This window comes from Pseudomonas sp. G(2018), assembly GCF_005502415.1.
Classification (GTDB): Bacteria; Pseudomonadota; Gammaproteobacteria; order Pseudomonadales; family Pseudomonadaceae; genus Aquipseudomonas.
Genome location: NZ_SCOO01000006.1, coordinates 251,154 through 269,302, shown reverse-complemented (window position 1 = coordinate 269,302; position 18,149 = coordinate 251,154). Strand labels below are relative to the sequence as shown.

Annotated in this window: 19 protein-coding genes; 9 read left to right on the top strand and 10 right to left on the bottom strand. The window is 57.6% G+C overall.

Annotated elements, in window-relative coordinates:
* Positions 1 to 503: 503 nt before the first annotated feature.
* Positions 504 to 1,703, bottom strand: a complete 1,200-nt coding sequence (gene tyrS / locus FFS64_RS09060) for a tyrosine--tRNA ligase (RefSeq protein WP_137805079.1) — start codon at positions 1,701 to 1,703, stop codon at positions 504 to 506.
* A 211-nt stretch (positions 1,704 to 1,914) separates the two neighbouring features.
* Between tyrS and FFS64_RS09055 the strand changes: the two genes are divergently transcribed.
* Both FFS64_RS09055 and FFS64_RS09050 read left to right on the top strand, forming a co-directional pair.
* Entirely contained in the window at positions 1,915 to 3,333 is a 1,419-nt protein-coding gene (locus tag FFS64_RS09055) for a peptidoglycan DD-metalloendopeptidase family protein (protein ID WP_137805078.1), read from the top strand.
* Positions 3,334 to 3,336: 3 nt separating this feature from the next.
* The gene (locus FFS64_RS09050) at positions 3,337 to 4,428 is read left to right on the top strand and encodes an anhydro-N-acetylmuramic acid kinase (protein WP_137805077.1); all 1,092 of its coding nucleotides are present in this window, start codon (positions 3,337 to 3,339) and stop codon (positions 4,426 to 4,428) included.
* A gap of 67 nt (positions 4,429 to 4,495) precedes the next feature.
* Here FFS64_RS09050 and erpA read toward each other — a convergent pair whose 3' ends face one another.
* Positions 4,496 to 4,846, bottom strand: coding sequence for an iron-sulfur cluster insertion protein ErpA (erpA, locus tag FFS64_RS09045; RefSeq protein WP_007906865.1), 351 nt, complete (start codon positions 4,844 to 4,846; stop codon positions 4,496 to 4,498).
* Positions 4,847 to 5,014: 168 nt separating this feature from the next.
* Positions 5,015 to 6,049 carry an N-acetyl-gamma-glutamyl-phosphate reductase gene (argC, locus tag FFS64_RS09040; RefSeq protein ID WP_137805076.1) on the bottom strand — a complete coding sequence of 345 codons (1,035 nt, stop codon included), beginning with the start codon at positions 6,047 to 6,049 and terminating at the stop codon, positions 5,015 to 5,017.
* Positions 6,050 to 6,184: 135 nt separating this feature from the next.
* Here argC and hemJ point away from each other — a divergent pair, with 135 nt between their 5' ends.
* The 6 genes from hemJ (at position 6,185) to coq7 (ending at position 10,708) form a co-directional block, all read left to right on the top strand.
* Entirely contained in the window at positions 6,185 to 6,616 is a 432-nt protein-coding gene (gene hemJ / locus FFS64_RS09035) for a protoporphyrinogen oxidase HemJ (RefSeq protein ID WP_137805075.1), read from the top strand.
* 33 nt (positions 6,617 to 6,649) lie between these two features.
* Positions 6,650 to 7,618 (top strand): nitronate monooxygenase family protein, encoded by a 969-nt coding sequence (locus FFS64_RS09030; protein WP_137805074.1) that lies wholly within the window; start codon positions 6,650 to 6,652, stop codon positions 7,616 to 7,618.
* A gap of 75 nt (positions 7,619 to 7,693) precedes the next feature.
* Positions 7,694 to 8,644, top strand: a complete 951-nt coding sequence (locus FFS64_RS09025) for a DUF805 domain-containing protein (protein ID WP_137805073.1) — start codon at positions 7,694 to 7,696, stop codon at positions 8,642 to 8,644.
* 61 nt (positions 8,645 to 8,705) lie between these two features.
* Positions 8,706 to 9,494: an SDR family oxidoreductase gene (locus FFS64_RS09020; RefSeq protein WP_137805072.1), complete on the top strand. Its 789-nt coding sequence runs from the start codon at positions 8,706 to 8,708 to the stop codon at positions 9,492 to 9,494.
* A gap of 80 nt (positions 9,495 to 9,574) precedes the next feature.
* Positions 9,575 to 9,913, top strand: coding sequence for a histidine triad nucleotide-binding protein (locus tag FFS64_RS09015; RefSeq protein WP_007986008.1), 339 nt, complete (start codon positions 9,575 to 9,577; stop codon positions 9,911 to 9,913).
* Positions 9,914 to 10,060: 147 nt separating this feature from the next.
* Positions 10,061 to 10,708, top strand: coding sequence for a 2-polyprenyl-3-methyl-6-methoxy-1,4-benzoquinone monooxygenase (gene coq7 / locus FFS64_RS09010; RefSeq protein ID WP_137805071.1), 648 nt, complete (start codon positions 10,061 to 10,063; stop codon positions 10,706 to 10,708).
* A 115-nt stretch (positions 10,709 to 10,823) separates the two neighbouring features.
* Here coq7 and speD read toward each other — a convergent pair whose 3' ends face one another.
* Positions 10,824 to 11,618: an adenosylmethionine decarboxylase gene (gene speD / locus FFS64_RS09005; protein WP_095195826.1), complete on the bottom strand. Its 795-nt coding sequence runs from the start codon at positions 11,616 to 11,618 to the stop codon at positions 10,824 to 10,826.
* A 238-nt stretch (positions 11,619 to 11,856) separates the two neighbouring features.
* Positions 11,857 to 12,279, bottom strand: coding sequence for an OsmC family protein (locus FFS64_RS09000; protein ID WP_008061600.1), 423 nt, complete (start codon positions 12,277 to 12,279; stop codon positions 11,857 to 11,859).
* A gap of 228 nt (positions 12,280 to 12,507) precedes the next feature.
* On the opposite strand from FFS64_RS09000, the gene crp reads away from it, so the two are divergent.
* Positions 12,508 to 13,152: a cAMP-activated global transcriptional regulator CRP gene (gene crp, locus FFS64_RS08995; protein ID WP_137805070.1), complete on the top strand. Its 645-nt coding sequence runs from the start codon at positions 12,508 to 12,510 to the stop codon at positions 13,150 to 13,152.
* A gap of 10 nt (positions 13,153 to 13,162) precedes the next feature.
* Here the strand turns inward: crp and FFS64_RS08990 are convergent, their stop codons facing one another.
* The 5 genes from FFS64_RS08990 to trpE form a co-directional block, all read right to left on the bottom strand.
* Positions 13,163 to 13,864, bottom strand: coding sequence for a lipoate--protein ligase family protein (locus tag FFS64_RS08990; protein ID WP_137805069.1), 702 nt, complete (start codon positions 13,862 to 13,864; stop codon positions 13,163 to 13,165).
* Positions 13,865 to 14,009: 145 nt separating this feature from the next.
* Positions 14,010 to 14,846 (bottom strand): indole-3-glycerol phosphate synthase TrpC, encoded by an 837-nt coding sequence (trpC, locus tag FFS64_RS08985; RefSeq protein WP_137805068.1) that lies wholly within the window; start codon positions 14,844 to 14,846, stop codon positions 14,010 to 14,012.
* Positions 14,843 to 15,892 carry an anthranilate phosphoribosyltransferase gene (trpD, locus tag FFS64_RS08980; protein WP_137805067.1) on the bottom strand — a complete coding sequence of 350 codons (1,050 nt, stop codon included), beginning with the start codon at positions 15,890 to 15,892 and terminating at the stop codon, positions 14,843 to 14,845. Before trpD ends, trpC begins: the two co-directional genes overlap by 4 nt.
* Before the next feature lie 9 nt (positions 15,893 to 15,901).
* Positions 15,902 to 16,495 (bottom strand): aminodeoxychorismate/anthranilate synthase component II, encoded by a 594-nt coding sequence (locus FFS64_RS08975; RefSeq protein WP_137805066.1) that lies wholly within the window; start codon positions 16,493 to 16,495, stop codon positions 15,902 to 15,904.
* A gap of 114 nt (positions 16,496 to 16,609) precedes the next feature.
* Positions 16,610 to 18,091, bottom strand: a complete 1,482-nt coding sequence (gene trpE, locus FFS64_RS08970; protein ID WP_137805065.1) for an anthranilate synthase component I — start codon at positions 18,089 to 18,091, stop codon at positions 16,610 to 16,612.
* Positions 18,092 to 18,149 lie beyond the last annotated feature (58 nt).

Sequence of the window (18,149 nt, the reverse complement as noted above, 5' to 3'; positions counted from 1 at the left end):
TTCAGTTCAAACATCTTTGGGTTTTGAGAAAACCCTAAACTTGGCTCAGCAATCGTTGGTTACATCTTTGATTTCTCGCGGAGTAACTTGTGATGCTGATAATCTGTTGACTAACAGTCTGATACCACAAGCACCCACACGAATTGCTTGATTCAGTTGTTAAAGAGCGGTTGGTTAAGAGCTTTCGTCTCAACCGAGGCGCGCATTCTACAGCAGCCTCATTTGCTGTCAAGTGATTATTTTTCGAAGCTTTCAAGGATTTCCTTAACAACTTCAACCACTTGCGCCTTCGATCTCTCGTCAGCGGGAGGCGAATTCTACAGCGTTACTCGCTGCTGTCAACACCTCTTTTTCAACTCCCTTTCGGCTTCGATGACCTGAAGCAACCTGCTGCCGAAAACTGCGTAACTCATTGTTTACCAAGGAGTTTTCCGTTTCGACTGCGCCGGAAGTGGGGCGAATTATAGGCTTCTAAAATTCGCCGTCAACCCTTTATTTCAGGTTTATTCGGATTTGAGCGTAATACGCGCAAATGCCTTCTTCCCTGCCTGGCAAACATGGGTCGCGCCCAGCACGTATATAAAGGAGCGATCAACAACCTCGCCATCTATACGCACACCACCAGAACCGAGGAGGTCCCGCGCAACAGCAGAGTTCTTCACCAGACCCGCCTTGTTAAGAACGGCAGCGATAGGCATATCTTCGGCGGCGGTCAATTCGATCTCGGGCAAATCATCCGGCAGCTCGCCATCCTTCATACGATTACCCGCCGCACGATGAGCATTGGCCGCAGCCTCCTCACCGTGGAAGCGCGCAACAATTTCTTCAGCAAGCTTGATCTTGATATCACGCGGATTAGCACCCGCCTCTACATCAGTACGGAAAGCATTTATCTCATCCATGGAGCGGAAGCTGAGCAACTCGAAGTAACGCCACATCAGCGCATCAGGAATGGAAACCAGCTTGCCATACATCACGCCCGGCGCTTCCTGGATACCTACATAGTTGCCCAAGGATTTGGACATCTTCTTCACGCCATCCAGACCTTCGAGCAATGGCATGGTCAGAATGCATTGAGCCTCCTGACCATAACCGCGCTGCAACTCGCGCCCCATCAGCAGGTTGAACTTCTGATCGGTACCGCCCAACTCGACATCAGCACGCAAAGCGACAGAGTCATACCCCTGAACCAGCGGATAGAGGAACTCGTGAATGGCGATTGGCTGATTGGTTGTGTAGCGCTTGTCAAAGTCATCGCGCTCAAGCATACGCGCGACGGTGTACTGCGAAGTCAGGCGAATGAAATCAGCCGGCCCCATCTGATCCATCCAGGTGGAGTTGAATGCCACTTCGGTCTTGGCTGGATCGAGAATCTTGAAGACCTGAGTCTTGTAGGTCTCTGCGTTCTCGAGAACCTGCTCGCGAGTCAGCGGAGGGCGCGTCGCACTCTTGCCGCTCGGATCGCCAATCATTCCGGTGAAGTCGCCAATCAGGAAGATCACCTGGTGACCCAACTCCTGGAACTGGCGCAGCTTATTAATAAGCACCGTGTGACCCAGGTGCAAATCCGGCGCAGTCGGATCGAAGCCCGCCTTAATACGCAGCGGCTGGCCGCGCTTGAGCTTTTCAATCAGCTCGGACTCGACCAACAGTTCTTCCGCACCACGTTTGATCAGCGCTAGCTGCTCTTCAACCGACTTCATAACAGACCCGCAAGGCTCAGATTCAAAGGGAACCAACCATACAAGAACGCGCGTCAAATACAAGGTTTGCCCGGCGCACGGACGCCAATCCGTGGACAGAGAGTCCGCGAGCTTGCTTAAGAGATGATTTGGTTATATTTTATACAGTTATTTCATCTTCATCATGTCATTCATCTTTTCCAATTCATCTTTTTCAAAGTCAAAATTACCTATGACCAAAGAATCGTCTAAAGCGCCACCGCTTTACCCGAAGACCCACCTGCTCGCAGCAAGTGGCATCGCCGCTCTTCTGAGCCTGGCGCTTCTGGTGTTTCCTTCCAGTGATGTCGAAGCAAAAAAGACGACCCTGAGTCTTGAACTGGAAAGCCCTGCTGAACAACTGACACAAGATCAAGACGCTGCCGAGGCCATCCAAGCCACAAATGAGCCAGCAGCTTCTCCATTCGCGCAGATCGATAACAGCGCGCAAGACACTCAGGAAACCGCCCAAGCCGCACCCGCACCGGCTGTCGAAGAAAAGAAGGCGCCAAACCACAGGGAAGTGATCGTCGCCAAGGGCGATACTCTCTCCACTCTATTCGAGAAGGTTGGTCTTCCAGCCACTTCGGTGCATGAAGTGCTGGCCAGCGACAAACAGGCCAAGCAGTTCAGCCAACTCAAGCACGGACAGAAACTAGAATTCGAACTGAACCCGGATGGCCAGCTGACCAACTTGCACAGCAAGGTCAGCGATCTCGAAACCATCACCCTGACCAAGAACGACAAGGGCTACGCGTTCAACCGCATCACCGCCAAGCCAACCGTACGCTCCGCCTATGTTCATGGCGTGATCAACAGCTCGCTGTCGCAGTCTGGCGCTCGCGCCGGTCTGTCCCATAGCCTGACCATGGACATGGCCAGTGTGTTTGGCTATGACGTCGACTTCGCCCAGGACATTCGCCAGGGAGACGAGTTCGACGTGATCTACGAACAGAAAGTCGTCAATGGCAAAGCCGTCGGCAATGGCCCGATCCTGTCCGCGCGCTTCACCAACCGCGGCAAGACTTACACCGCCGTGCGTTACACCAATAAACAAGGCAACAGCAGCTACTACACCGCTGACGGCAACAGTATGCGCAAGGCCTTCATCCGTACCCCGGTAGACTTCGCCCGCATCAGCTCGAAGTTCTCCATGGGCCGCAAGCATCCGATCCTGAACAAGATCCGCGCCCATAAAGGCGTCGACTACGCAGCCCCGCGCGGCACGCCAATCAAGGCCGCCGGCGATGGCAAAGTATTGCTGGCCGGCCGCCGTGGCGGTTACGGCAACACCGTGATCATCCAGCATGGCAATACCTACCGAACCCTGTACGGCCACATGCAGGGCTTTGCCAAAGGCGTTCAGACGGGCAGCAATGTCAAACAGGGGCAGGTGATTGGCTACATCGGCACCACCGGGTTGTCTACCGGCCCGCACCTGCACTATGAGTTCCAGGTCAATGGCATGCACGTCGACCCGCTGGGTCAGAAAGTGGCAATGGCTGATCCGATCTCCAAAGCAGAACGCGCACGCTTCCTCGCTCAGAGCCAGCCGTTGATGGCTCGCATGGACCAAGAGAAAGCCACTCAACTGGCTTCGAGTAAACGCTAAGCCATGGCGCTCTATATAGGTGTGATGTCCGGAACCAGCCTTGATGGCCTGGACATTGCGCTGGTCGAGCTAGCCCCGGCGATCAAACTGATCGCCACGCATTACATCCCCATGCCTGAATCCCTGCGCGCCGAGCTGCTTGGCTTGTGCGCCAGCGGCCCGGACGAGATTGCCCGCTCCGCCATTGCCCAACAGAACTGGGTAAAACTGGCCGCACAGGGCATTCACACCCTACTTGCTCAACAGCACCTCAAACCTGACGACATTCGCGCGATTGGCAGCCACGGGCAGACCATTCGCCACGAACCGGCGCGAGGCTTCACGGTGCAGATCGGCAACCCGGCCCTGCTGACCGAACTGACAGGCATCACCGTCGTCGGCGACTTCCGCAGTCGCGACGTTGCTGCAGGGGGACAAGGCGCGCCGCTGGTTCCTGCCTTTCATGAAGCCTTGTTCGAAGAGCGGGTCGGTAACCGCGCTGTACTGAATGTTGGCGGCTTCAGCAACCTCAGTCTTATAGAGCCAGGCAAACCTGTGGCCGGCTTCGACTGCGGCCCCGGGAATGTGCTGCTGGATGCTTGGATTCACCAGCAACGCGGAGACAACTTTGACCGTGACGGTCGATGGGCCGCCAGTGGCAAGGTTGAACCGGTGCTGCTGAAGGCGTTGCTCAGCGATTCGTTTTTCGTGACCAAGGGTCCGAAAAGCACCGGCCGGGAAGTGTTCAACCTGCCCTGGTTGATGCAGCACCTGGCACTGCTGCCAACCTTCGCTGCAGAAGATGTACAGGCAACGCTGCTCGAGCTCACCGCACTGACCATCGTCGAATCACTGCAAAGTGCCCAATCGGACACACAGGAGTTGCTGGTCTGCGGCGGGGGCGCGCATAACGCCACACTGATGAGTCGCCTCGCCAGCCTGCTGCCGAAGGCAAAAGTCAGCAGCACATCCGCATACGGTGTAGATCCAGACTGGGTCGAAGCCATGGCCTTTGCCTGGCTGGCCCACTGCTGCCTCGAGGGCATCGCAGCCAATCGCCCGAGCGTCACTGGCGCCCGAGGCTTGCGCGTATTGGGCGCTATCTACCCCGCATAAACGCCAGACAACAAAACGCCGCAGGACCGTGAGGCCATGCGGCGTTTTATTAATACAGGCGCGCTGATCAGATCGAGAACGATGAGCCACAACCACAGGTAGTGGTCGCGTTCGGGTTCTTGATAACGAAACGTGAACCTTCCAGACCTTCCTGGTAATCCACCTCGGCACCTGCCAGGTACTGGAAGCTCATCGGATCGACAACCAGACTTACACCTTCGCGCTCGACGATGGTGTCGTCATCGGCCACTTCTTCATCGAAGGTGAAGCCGTACTGAAAACCTGAACAACCGCCGCCCGTAACGAATACGCGCAGCTTCAAGCGATCATTCCCCTCTTCATCGACCAGGCTCTTCACCTTGTGCGCGGCACCGTGTGTGAATTGCAAAGCCGTGGGGGTGAAGGATTCGACGCTCATGCTGACTATCTCCCGGCGTTACGCCGCCATAATGCGTGATGACGCGCATTATCCGCTTGTCCTAGAAAATCGGTCAACTATTGTTATGGTATATCAACCATCTCAATCGTCAGCCCGGAATGCAAAAAGGCCCGTTCAACGGGCCTTTTCACTTTGAGTGGTAAAGCCTTACGGCAACATGCCCGCGTGGGAAAGACCCAGACGCTCATCCAGCCCAAACAGGATGTTCATGTTCTGTACCGCCTGGCCCGATGCACCTTTGACCAGGTTATCGATCACCGACAACACCACCACCAGATCACCGTCCTGTGGACGATGCACCGCGATACGGCAAACGTTGGCACCGCGCACGCTGCGGGTTTCCGGATGGCTGCCGGCCGGCATGACATCGACGAACGGCTCGTTGGCATAACGCTTTTCGAACAACACCTGCAGATCTACCGAGCGATCCACCACGGTGGCGTAAAGCGTCGAGTGAATGCCACGGATCATCGGCGTCAGGTGTGGAACGAAAGTCAGGCCAACGTCCTTGCCCGCCGCACGACGCAGACCCTGGCGGATTTCCGGCAAATGACGGTGCCCTTTGACGGCGTAGGCCTTCATGCTTTCCGACGTCTCTGAGTACAACGAACCTACAGCTGCGCCACGACCAGCACCACTGACACCGGATTTGCAGTCGGCGATCAGGCGCGAGGCATCGGCCAACCCCGCTTCAAGCAGTGGCAGGAACCCCAACTGCGTAGCGGTCGGATAGCAACCCGGAACAGCGATCAGGCGTGCCTGCTTGATCTGCTCGCGATTGACCTCCGGCAGACCGTAGACCGCCTCCTCCAACAGTTCAGGCGCACCATGCGGCTGGCCGTACCATTTGGCCCATTCATCGGCATCTTGCAGACGGAAGTCCGCAGACAGGTCGATGACCTTGGTCCCGGCCGCCAACAGTTCACCCGCCAAGGCGTGCGCAACACCGTGAGGCGTTGCGAAGAACACCACGTCGCAGGCACCCAGGGTCTTGATGTCCGGAACGCTGAACGCCAGGCCGTCGTAGTGGCCTCGCAGGTTCGGGTACATGTCGGCCACGGCCAGGCCGGCCTCGGATCGGGAAGTGATAACAACCACTTCTGCTTGCGGATGTTGCGCCAATAGACGCAGCAGCTCGACACCGGTGTAACCCGTGCCGCCGACGATACCGACCTTGACCATAAACCTGCCCTCAACGAACCCACTGGAAAGCCGTCGATAATAGGGGCCGCGCGCGCCTGCGACAACCTGCAAGGTGACGTGCGGAGCGTCAAGCCTCTACTATCCGGGCTACCGTGAACCTGGGAACAACTAAAAATGCTTTATCTATGGCTCAAAGCTTTTCACATCATCAGCGTCGTGTGCTGGTTTGCCGGCCTGTTTTATCTGCCGCGCCTGTTCGTTTACCACGCGCAAAGCGAAGATACCGTCAGCAAGGAGCGCTTCAGCGTCATGGAACGCAAGCTGTATCGCGGCATCATGGGTCCGGCGATGATCGCTACACTGATTTTCGGAGGCTGGCTGATCAGTCTTAATCCAGGTGCTTATTTCAGCCAGGGTGGCTGGATGCACGCCAAGCTGACCCTGGTGGTATTGCTGATCGGCTACCACCACATGTGCGGCGCTCAGGTGAAACGCTTTGCCCGTGGCGAAAACACCCGCAGCCATGTCTTTTATCGCTGGTTCAATGAAGTGCCTGTTCTGATATTGCTGGCAGTCGTAATTCTGGTCGTCGTTCGGCCGTTCTAAATCCAACAGGTATAACTCACCGGGGTACTTCCAATGGCACTGCCCGCTCTGCTCGAACAACGTTTGCGTCTGCCCGTGGTGGCAGCGCCAATGTTCCTGATTTCCAATCCACAACTGGTACTCGCCTGCTGCCGCAATGGCGTGGTCGGCAGTTTTCCAGCACTGAACCAGCGCGAGAGTAGCGGTTTCAAGGCTTGGCTGGAGGAAATCGAAGCAGGGTTGGCAACACTGGAAAACCCCGCGCCGTACGCAGTGAACCTGATCGTCCACAACAGCAACCCACGACTGCAGGCGGACCTGGAAATCTGCATCGAGCACAAAGTGCCGATCGTGATCACCAGCCTCGGAGCCGTGAAAGAGGTGGTCGATGCAGTCCACAGCTATGGCGGCCTGGTATTCCATGATGTGACGACGCGACGCCATGCGGAGAAAGCGGCCGAGGCCGGCGTGGATGGCTTGATCGCTGTCGCTGCGGGTGCCGGCGGGCATGCCGGGACCTGGAGTCCGTTTTCGCTGATCGCCGAAATCCGCCAGTTCTTCGACAAGACTTTGCTGTTGGCTGGCTGCCTAAACCACGGTCACGAAATTCTCGCCGCGCAACTGCTCGGTGCGGACCTCGCCTACTTCGGTACGCGTTTTATCGGTACCACCGAAAGCCATGCGCCTGAGGCCTACAAAGAGATGTTGCTGACTTCCAGGGCCGCAGACATCATCCATACTCCCGCAGTGTCGGGCGTACCGGCGAGTTTCATGCGCCAGAGCCTGGAGGCTGCCGGTTTCGACATGGCCGCGCTGCAAAACAAGGGCGAAGTCAATTTCGGCTCGAAGCTCAAGCCGTTGAGCGACGAAGCCAAGGCCTGGAAAACCGTTTGGTCGGCGGGCCAGGGTGTCGGTGAAATCGATGACCTGCCAAGCGTCGATCAACTGGTGGCGCGTCTCGACGCCGAGTACCGCAAGGCACTGGAACACGCGGCGCAACTGCCCAAGCGCTGGCCGCGCTGAAAGAAACCCGGGCCAGCGACGCCAGGCTGGCCTTACACTCACCGCTTCAACACGCTCGACAAGGATGCCTCGGCCATGAGTGAACCCCGTTACAAGATCGTTTTCGACGGTGCTCTACAGCCCGGTGTCGAAATCACCACGGCCAAGCTCAACCTGGCCGGTCTGTTCAAAAGCGATGTCACCGCTATCGAGCGCCTGTTCAGTGGGCGCGCCGTCGCACTCAAGCGTGATTTGTCTCACAGTGACGCACAAACTTATCTACAGGCGCTGAGCAAAACCGGCATCGACGCCCGGATCGAAACCGAGACGCCGATCGAGTTGAATCTGTCGGACGTTCATGAACACGTCGATACCACACAGGAACCCGATTCCCCCTATGCGCCGCCCCGGGCCAACGTCGGCGACAACCTTCCCGAATTCGCCACACTCAAGCCGTTCAGCGTCGAAGGGCGGATAGGCCGCCTGCGTTTTCTGGCCTGGACCATGGTCCTTAGCCTGGTGACCTTGCCCATCGTGGGCGTGTTCGCACTCATCGGCCTCGGACTGGTCAGTGGAGACTCCACCACAGGCCTGATCATCGGCGGCATCTTTGCGTTTTTCCTGTTCCTCGCGTTCGTGATTGTCAGCATTCTGTTCAGCGTTCAGCGCCTGCACGATATCGGCTGGTCAGGCTGGCTCTGGTTGCTGAACCTCGTACCCTTCGTGGGCAGTTTCTTCCCGCTGGTGATCATGGTCGTGCCAGGCAACACTGGAGCCAACCGTTATGGCCCGCCTCCCCCACCCAACAGCACAGCGGTGAAAGTGCTGTGTTCATTGTGGATTGTATTCGTTGGTCTGTTTTTCGTCGGCGCAATGCTCGGTGGGATCTCCGCGATCCAGCAGGAATACGAAAGCAGCCTGGAAAGCAGCTACGAAAGTGGCTCGGTGATCACCGATGAAATCGACGTTGAGACCCAATCACCCGCAATTTCAACGGACGATGCAGCCGAAGCAGCCCAGCCCCCTGTAGACTCTGCGCAAGAATGAACAGCGCTCCCTGCTCGTGACACCTGCGTCGCAGCGCGGAGCTGTTGCGATGGAGAACTGCATGACTCGTTACGCTCTGATCACTGGCGCTTCCAGCGGCATCGGCCTAGCCATGGCCGAAGCGCTGGCCCGGCGCGGCCGCAGTCTGATTTTGGTGGCCCGACAACGTGATCAGCTGGAAAGTATTGCAATCGAACTGACTCAACGGTTTGGCGTGGAAGTGTTGTTCCGTGCCTGCGACTTGGGTGAACCGTTGCGGCTGTCCGGTTTTCTGCTGGAACTCGAGGAAGGTGACCGGCAGATCGACCTGTTGGTCAACTGCGCCGGTATTGGCACCTGCGGACCATTCCTGGCTCAGGACTGGATGACCGAGCAGGATCTGATCGAAGTCAACATTCTGGCGCTCACTCGCCTGTGCCATGCCATCGGCAACAGCATGGCGCTGCAGGGTGGCGGGCAGATCCTGAACGTCGCCTCGGTCGCAGCCTTTCATCCCGGCCCGTGGATGAGCACTTATTACGCGAGCAAGGCGTATGTGCTGCACTTTTCCGAAGGACTGCGCGTCGAGTTGAAAAAATGTGCGGTCAAGGTCTCGGTGCTCTGCCCCGGCCCGACTCGCACGTCGTTTTTCCGCACCGCGCAGTTGAACGCGGACAAGCTGGCCGACAGCAAGCTGCTGATGAGCCCGGAGGAAGTCGCGCTCTATACCGTTCGAGCCCTGGAGAAAAATCGCGCAATCATTATTCCCGGTCGACGCAACCGCTGGTTTGCCGCCCTGCCCCGGTTCGGCTCGCGATGGCTGATCCGGACAATCACCGGCATGGTCAACAAGGCTTACTGCCCGCGCTGAACTGTCCTACGGTAAAACACTGGGCTGGTGCATTCCCCATGGGTACACTCAGGCCAGCTCAAACAACGGAGAAAACAGCTGTGGATACTCTGTTCACCAAGATCATCAACCGGGAAATCCCGGCGAAGATCATTTATGAGGACGACCAGGTACTGGCCTTCCACGACATCGCCCCACAGGCCCCGGTGCACTTTCTGGTGGTACCGAAAAAGCCGGTACGCACCTTGAATGACCTCACCGAGGACGATAAGGCATTGGCTGGGCATATCCTGTTCACAGCCCAGCGCCTGGCCCTGGAACTGGGTTGCGAAAAAGGTTTCCGCGTCGTCATGAACTGCAATGAAGAGGGTGGACAGACCGTCTATCACATTCATATGCACGTGCTGGGACAGCGCCAGATGCACTGGCCGCCGGGCTGATTGCAACAAACCTTGTGGGAGCGGCGCACCGCTGCTCCCACAAATGCATCACAGCATTGTAATGGCCACTGCAGCACAATGACCCAGCGCAAACCTTCCCCGGCCGATTGGGTTAAACTGGCCGCCGAGATTCCTCCGGAGGTCAGCATGACTACCCAACGTCACTACTCGCCGATTGACCGCCTTCTGCTGCAAGCCGATGCCGCGATGCGTACCTTGTTGCCCTTCAGTGGCCAGCCGTACCGTCCATCGCCCGCCATCGTGCAGCCGGATGCAAAACTGAGCGACGAAGACACCCGGCACGTTGCCGGCCTGATGCGCATCAACCATACCGGTGAAGTCTGCGCCCAGGCGCTGTACCAGGGGCAGGCCCTGACCGCCAAGCTGCCGCAAGTGCGTGAAGCCATGGAACATGCCGCCGAAGAAGAAATCGACCATTTGGTCTGGTGCGAGCAACGCATCAAGCAGTTGGGCAGCCACACCAGCATTCTCAATCCGCTGTTCTACGGCATGTCGTTCGGGATTGGCGCGGTCGCGGGGCTGATCAGCGACAAAGTCAGCCTGGGTTTCGTCGCGGCGACGGAAGATCAGGTGTGCAAACACCTGAACGAACACCTTGAGCAGCTACCGGCGGAGGATGAAAAGTCCCGGGCGATTCTTGAGCAGATGCGCATTGATGAAGAGCAGCATGCCGAAAGTGCACTTGAGGCCGGCGGTTTCCGCTTTCCTGCACCGGTGAAGTTCGGGATGAGCTTGATGGCGAAGGTGATGACCAAGAGTACTTATCGGATCTGAGCATTGTAGGGGCAGTGCGGCCCTCATCGCGGGCAAACCCGCTCCCACAGTTTTTATTAAAGACATGAAAAAGGCGACTGCCGTGAGGTAGTCGCCTTTTTTGTGTTCGAAGATCTTAGTTCGGCATATTGCGCGCGTAGAAGATTTCGAGCATTTCGTGTTTCACACGTTCGGTAACCTGAGTACGTTGCTCAGGTGACAGGTTGCTGGTGGCGTCGCCGAACAGGTAGTTATCCAGTTCGAAGTTCTTCAGCAGCATTTTGGTGTGGAACAGGTTTTCCTGGTACACGTTCACGTCGGTCATCTGGTACGCGTCGCGGGTGTCTTCGGAGAGGTAGTTCTGAATCGAGTTGATCTCGTGGTCGATGAAGTGCTTCTTGCCTTCAACATCACGGGTAAAGCCGCGCACACGATAATCCACGGTCACGATGTCCGAATCGAACTGGTGAATCAGGAAGTTGAGCGCTTTGAGCGGTGAAATGACCCCGCACGTCGACACGTCGATATCCACACGGAAAGTGGCAATACCGTCATCCGGATGGATTTCCGGGTAGGTGTGCACCGTGATGTGGCTCTTGTCGAGGTGGGCCAGGATGATCTCGGGCAATGGACCTGGGGATTCTTCGATCTGACTGTCGGTCGGGGTCACCGGCTCTTCAGAGATCAGAATCGTGACGCTGGCGCCCTGCGGTTCGTAGTCCTGACTGGCAATGTTCAGGATGTTGGCACCAATGATATCGACAACTTCTGTGAGGATCTGCGTCAGGCGCTTGGCGTTGTACTCTTTATTGATGTACTCGACGTAAGCCTGTTGGTCTTGCGGGGTCTCCGCGTAGCAGATGTCATAGATGTTGAAGCTCAAGGTCTTTGTCAGGTTATTGAACCCGTGGAGCTTGAGTTTGCTTTTCACCGTTAAAAACTCTCTATGTATTGCGGCCCGGCCGCGTGATCAAGCATGCCCGTCAGATGCGAACGACGCACCTGCGTAGGACGGTTAACACCTCTTCGCGATGGCGATTTTGGTTGTCTGTTCGGGTGTGCGGCCTGTCGGCTGACAAGCCACTACCCTGAAAAAAGTGGCGCATTATGCAGACGTCAGCAGGGGATCGCCAGAGTCTGCACAGACTTTATGATAGTTGAATGTCGATTCAGCCAAGCTCGATGATTTCGTAGTCGTGAGTGATCTCGACACCGGCAGCGCCCAGCATGATCGACGCCGAGCAATACTTCTCGGCGGACAGCTCAATGGCGCGCTTGACCTGGGCTTCTTTCAGTCCGCGGCCCTTGACCACGAAGTGCATGTGGATCTTGGTGAATACTTTCGGATCTTCGGTTGCGCGCTCGGCTTCGAGGAAGGCTTCGCAGCTCTCGACCGCCTGGCGGGATTTCTTGAGGATGCTGACCACGTCGAAATTGCTGCAACCGCCAACACCCAGCAGGAGCATTTCCATCGGCCGGACACCCAGGTTACGACCGCCGGCATCGGGCGGACCGTCCATGACCACGACATGACCGCTGCCGGATTCTCCGAGGAACATGGCTTCGCCAGCCCATTGGATGCGTGCCTTCATCGCCAAGACTCCACTGTCTAAAAAAGGGTCGCCAGCTTAGCACAGGCCCCTTGATTGACAGCGTTCGCCTTCCTAGGACATGTCCATCCAGCTTATAGGTAAATTCTCGAATAATGCAGGAAGTGTCTGTTAAGCTGACGCCAATTCGCTGGCGCATAGCCAGCCACGCCGCAGTTGCCGCAACTCCTAAAAAACCAACATACCGTGCAGTCATTTCGGGATACAACCATGGTTGCTATTGCCCCTACACCCAAGATCAAGAACCTCGACAAGCTGTTAATGCATTGCCAGCGCCGTCGCTATCAAGCCAAGAGCAACATCATATGTGCCGGCGATCGCTCGGAAACGCTGTTCTTCATCATTAAAGGTTCGGTCACGATCCTGATCGAGGATGACGACGGCCGGGAAATGATCATCGCCTACCTGAACGCCGGGGACTTTTTTGGGGAACTGGGTCTGTTTGAACAAGCGGGCCTGGAACAGGAACGCAGCGCCTGGGTACGCGCCAAGGTCGAATGCGAAGTCGCGGAAATCAGCTATGCGAAATTCCGTGAACTGTCGCAGCAGGATCCAGACATTCTTTACGTGTTAAGCGGACAAATCGCACAACGCCTACGCAACACTACTCGTAAGGTCGGTGACCTGGCGTTTTTTGACGTGACCGGTCGCGTCGCCCGCTGCCTGCTGGAACTGTGCAAGCAGCCAGACGCAATGACCCACCCCGACGGTATGCAAATCAAGGTGACCCGTCAGGAAATCGGGAGGATTGTCGGTTGTTCGCGGGAGATGGTTGGTCGCGTACTCAAGGATCTGGAGGAACGCAACCTGGTGGATGTCAAAGGCAAGACCATGGTGGTCTTCGGTACGCGCTAAGCTCAAAAGCTCAGGCGTCGAACATCTGCGTCAGCATTTGCCGGTAGAGTTCGTCGAGACGTGCCAGCGCAACTGGCGCCGTGAACTTCTCATGCAGGGCGATATGACTCTCGGCACGCACCCGTTGCTCCAGACCGCAAGCCTCGTTAAAGCGATTGACCGCCGCAACCATCGATTCGCGCTCGTTATCCAGCAGCATTGCACCGTGCACCAGTCCTACCGGGCGCTGACCACCCTGAGTTTGGCGCCAGCGCTGGGCGGTGCCCACCATCTTGCGCCCGTCCAGATTGACGTTGAAGCGTCCATCGCAAAACGCACCGTCGATTTCGCCAAGGGATGAAGTGCCACCCAGCTCATCCAGCAACTGACAGATCGGATCGCACAGGCGTCGGTAGCCGGATTCAATGCGGTTAAGGTCGCCTTCGCTGCGCGGTGGCGCGTAAACCAGTGCGATATTGAGGGTCGAGGCCGATTGCGGCACCGGCTCGCCGCCGGTTTCGCGTAACAGCACTGGCCAGCCTGCCGCTGCCGAGACTTCGCACGCGGCCTCGAAACCCGCCAAGCGATTCAAGCGGCGGGGCATGACCAGCGCCCGATCACTCGGTTGCCAGAACAGCAGGCCGAATTCCGCGTCACCGGCACAGACCGATGCCAACAGATCCTGTTCGGCTTGAAGGCCGGCTTCGATGGTCAGGAAGAGAGGTGAGGTCATAAGGTAATCCAAAGGACTTGAAGTCTGTGGTGCATCTTATGCCGCCTTCGCGAGCAGGCTCGCTCCCACAAGGAGCCTGCTGATACCAGAGATCTACTGTGGGAGCGAGCCTGCTCGCGAAAGGGTCGACTCGGTCTATGAACAATCAGTCGAGGGTCGAACCGCTGACGGGAATGCCACGTTCAGGGAAAAACAGACGCTGCAATTCAGTACCCGGGCTCTCGGCACGCATGAAGGCTTCGCCCACCAGAAACGCGTAAACGTCGCTGATCTCCATCAGTTCGACATCGGCGCGATTGAGGATGCCGCTTTCGGTGATCACCAGGCGGTCACGCGGGATGCGTGGCAACAGATCCAGAGTGGTTTCCAGGCTGACCTCGAAGGTGTGCAGGTTGCGGTTGTTCACGCCAACCAGTGGCGTGTCGAGGGTTTTCAAGGCCCGCTCCAGTTCGTCGCCATCGTGGACTTCCACCAGCACATCAAGGCCGACGCTTTTTGCTACCGACGCCAGCTCGGCCATTTTCACGTCATCCAGAGCGGAGACGATCAACAGCACGCAGTCGGCGCCCAAGGCACGGGCTTCGACGATCTGGTATGGATCGATCATGAAGTCCTTGCGGATTACCGGCAGATTGCATGCCGCGCGGGCCTGTTGCAGGTACGCATCGGCGCCCTGGAAGTAATCGATATCGGTCAGCACGGACAGACAGGTCGCACCGCCCTTCTCGTAGCTTTTGGCGATGTCGGCGGGAACGAAGTTTTCGCGGATCACACCTTTGCTCGGCGAAGCTTTCTTGATCTCGGCAATGACTGCCGGCTGTTTCAGCCTGGCCTGAGCCAGCAACGCCTGGGCAAAACCACGGGGTGCATCGGCCGCCTTGGCCAGACTTTCCAGCTCGGCGAGGCTTACGCGAGCGCTACGCTCGGCAACTTCCTCGACCTTGCGCGCTAGAATGTTTTCCAGAACCGTCGGCACACTCATCCCTCATTCTCCACTTTGAATACCGCGGTAAAGGCACCCAGTTCTTCGAGTTTTTCCCGAGCCAGACCGGTGTGCAGGGCGTCGTGCGCAAGCTCCACGCCTTGTTTCAAACTACTGGCCAGGTCAGCGGCGTACAGCGCCGCCCCGGCATTGAGTACAATCATTTCGGCGGCTTTCTGGCCGTTCTCGGTTTTACGCTTGCCCAGCGCATCACGGATCAGCGCCAGCGAAGCTTCCGGGCCATCCACCGACAGACCGTGCAGGCTCTGGCTCTTCATGCCCAGATCTTCTGGTTCGACCCAGTACTCGGTGATCTGATCATCCTTGAGTTCGGCGACAAAGGTCGGCGCCGCCAGGCTGAATTCGTCCAGACCGTCTTTCGAATGCACCACCAACACATGCTTGCTGCCCAGACGCTGCAGGACTTCGGCCAATGGCCGGCACAACGCCTGATTGAACACACCCACCACCTGATGTTTCACGCCAGCCGGATTCGTAAGCGGGCCGAGCATATTGAACAGGGTTCGCAGGCCGAGATCGCGGCGTGGGGCAGCAGCGTACTTCATGGCTTTGTGATGGGTCTGGGCAAACATGAAACCGATGCCGACGTTGTCGATGCAACGCGCCACCTGAACAGGCGTCAGGTTGAGGTAGATCCCGGCTGCTTCGAGTAAATCGGCACTGCCGCTCTTGCCCGAAACCGCACGGTTACCGTGCTTGGCCACGGTGCATCCTGCCGCTGCCACGACAAAAGAAGACGCGGTGGAAACGTTGAAAATGTTGGCACCATCACCACCGGTGCCGACTACATCCACCACGCCGTCGAGGGTCTTGAGTTCGACCTTGTCCGCCAGCTCGCGCATCACTGACACGGCACCGACGATTTCATCGATGCTTTCGCTCTTCATGCGCATGGCCATCATGAACGCACCAATCTGCGCGTCCGTGCATTGCCCGGTCATGATTTCGCGCATCACATCGCGCATTTCATCGGTGGTGAGGTCGAGCTGGTCGACGATACGGCTCAGGGCTGTCTTGATATTCATGAAAAGTCCTTAGCGCGTGCCGCCGGTTTGTTTGAGGAAGTTCGCGAACAGTTCGTGGCCTTGTTCGGTGAGGATCGACTCGGGGTGAAATTGCACCCCCTCGATGTTCAGGGTTTTATGGCGCAGGCCCATGATCTCGTCGACCGAACCGTCTTCGAGCTGAGTCCAGGCGGTCAGTTCAAGGCAGTCGGGCAGGGTTTCGCGTTTGACGATCAATGAATGATAGCGGGTAACCGTCAGCGGATTGTTCAGTCCTGCGAACACGCCCTTGTCCTCGTGGAACACCGGGCTGGTCTTGCCATGCATGACCTGACGGGCGCGGACCACATCACCGCCAAAGGCCTGGCCGATGGACTGGTGGCCGAGGCAGACACCCAGAATCGGCAGTTTGCCGCCAAAGTGTTTGATCACGTCAATCGAGACGCCGGCTTCGGTCGGGGTGCAAGGGCCAGGAGACACAACGATGCGCTCAGGGTTGAGGGCTTCGATTTCGGCAATGGTGAGTTCATCGTTGCGCACGACTTTGACCTGGGAGCCGAGCTCACCAAGGTACTGCACAACGTTGTACGTAAAGGAGTCGTAGTTATCGATCATCAGCAACATGGCGTTAAGAACCTCTTGAATTCACTGACTACTAATACAGCCTTCGAATGAAGCGCCCGCAGCGTCCAGCGCTTGATCGTTCAAGGCGGCCGGCATACGGGCAACGCTCATCGGTCAGCCTTGTGGAGTTTGTTCAGCCAGCGCTACAGCGCGGAACATCGCGCGACGCTTGTTCAGGGTTTCTTCCCATTCCAGCGCCGGCACCGAGTCGGCGACGATGCCGCCACCGGCCTGCACATGCAGTTCGCCGTTCTTGATCACCGCCGTGCGGATCGCAATGGCGGTGTCCATGTTGCCGTTCCAGGCGAAGTAACCGACGGCGCCACCGTAGACACCGCGCTTGACCGGTTCCAGTTCGTCGATGATTTCCATTGCGCGAATTTTCGGCGCGCCGGATAACGTACCCGCCGGCAGAATCGCCCGCAATGCGTCCATTGCCGTCAGGCCGGCCTTCAATTGACCGGTGACGTTGGACACGATGTGCATCACGTTGGAATAGCGCTCGATGACCATCTTCTCGGTGAGTTTCACCGAACCGACCTCCGACACACGACCGGTATCGTTGCGGCCCAGATCGATCAGCATCAGGTGCTCGGCGATTTCCTTGGCGTCCGACAGCAGGTCTTTTTCCAGCGCCAGATCAGCCTCTTCGCTGGCCCCGCGTGGGCGGGTGCCGGCAATCGGGCGCACGGTGATCAAGTTATCCTCGACCCGCACCAGCACTTCCGGCGAACTGCCAACGACGTGGAAGTCGCCGAAGTTGAAGAAGTACATGTAAGGCGTCGGGTTGAAGCAACGTAGCGCGCGGTACAGATCGATCGGGGCAGCCTTGAAGTCGATCGACATGCGCTGGGACGGCACCACTTGCATGCAGTCACCGGCCAGGATGTACTCCTTGATGGTGTCGACGGCTTTTTCGTAATCGTCCTGTGTGAAGCTTGACCGGAAGACCGGGTCAGCCGATTGCTGCTTGCTGAAATCCAGGCCACGGCGCGGAGTGATCGGCTGACGAAGCTTCTCCAGCAGCTCTTCCAGACGCGCGCGACCTTGTTCGAAAGCATCTTCCTGCGCCGGATCGGCCAGGACGATCGCATGCATCTTGCCGGCGAGGTTGTCGAACACCACCACCGCGTCGGAAACCATCAGCAAAATGTCCGGCACGCCCAGTGGGTCCGGATTCGGGCATTTACCCAGACGCTTTTCCACATAGCGCACGCAGTCGTAACCGAAATAACCCACCAGGCCACCGTTGAAACGTGGCAAGCCGGCGATGGTCGGCACGTTGTAGCGGGCCTTGAAGGCTTCGACGAAGGCCAGCGGATCTTCGACGTCATGGCTTTCGGTTTCAACGCCGTCTACGGTCACGCTGACGTGATGATCATGAACCCGCAGCACGGTACGGCAAGGCAGGCCGATGATCGAGTACCGGCCCCATTTTTCGCCGCCCTGTACCGATTCCAGCAGGTAAGAGTTGGGCTCGTCGGCCAGTTTCAGGTAGATCGACAGCGGCGTGTCGAAGTCGGCCAGGGTTTCGCAGGCAAGCGGGATGCGGTTGTAGCCGGCAGCGGCCAAACGCAGGAATTCTTCGCGGATCATGATGTGCCTCGTGGCTTGAGGGTCTGACAGTCAGGTATGCAAACGCGCCGGGGTAACC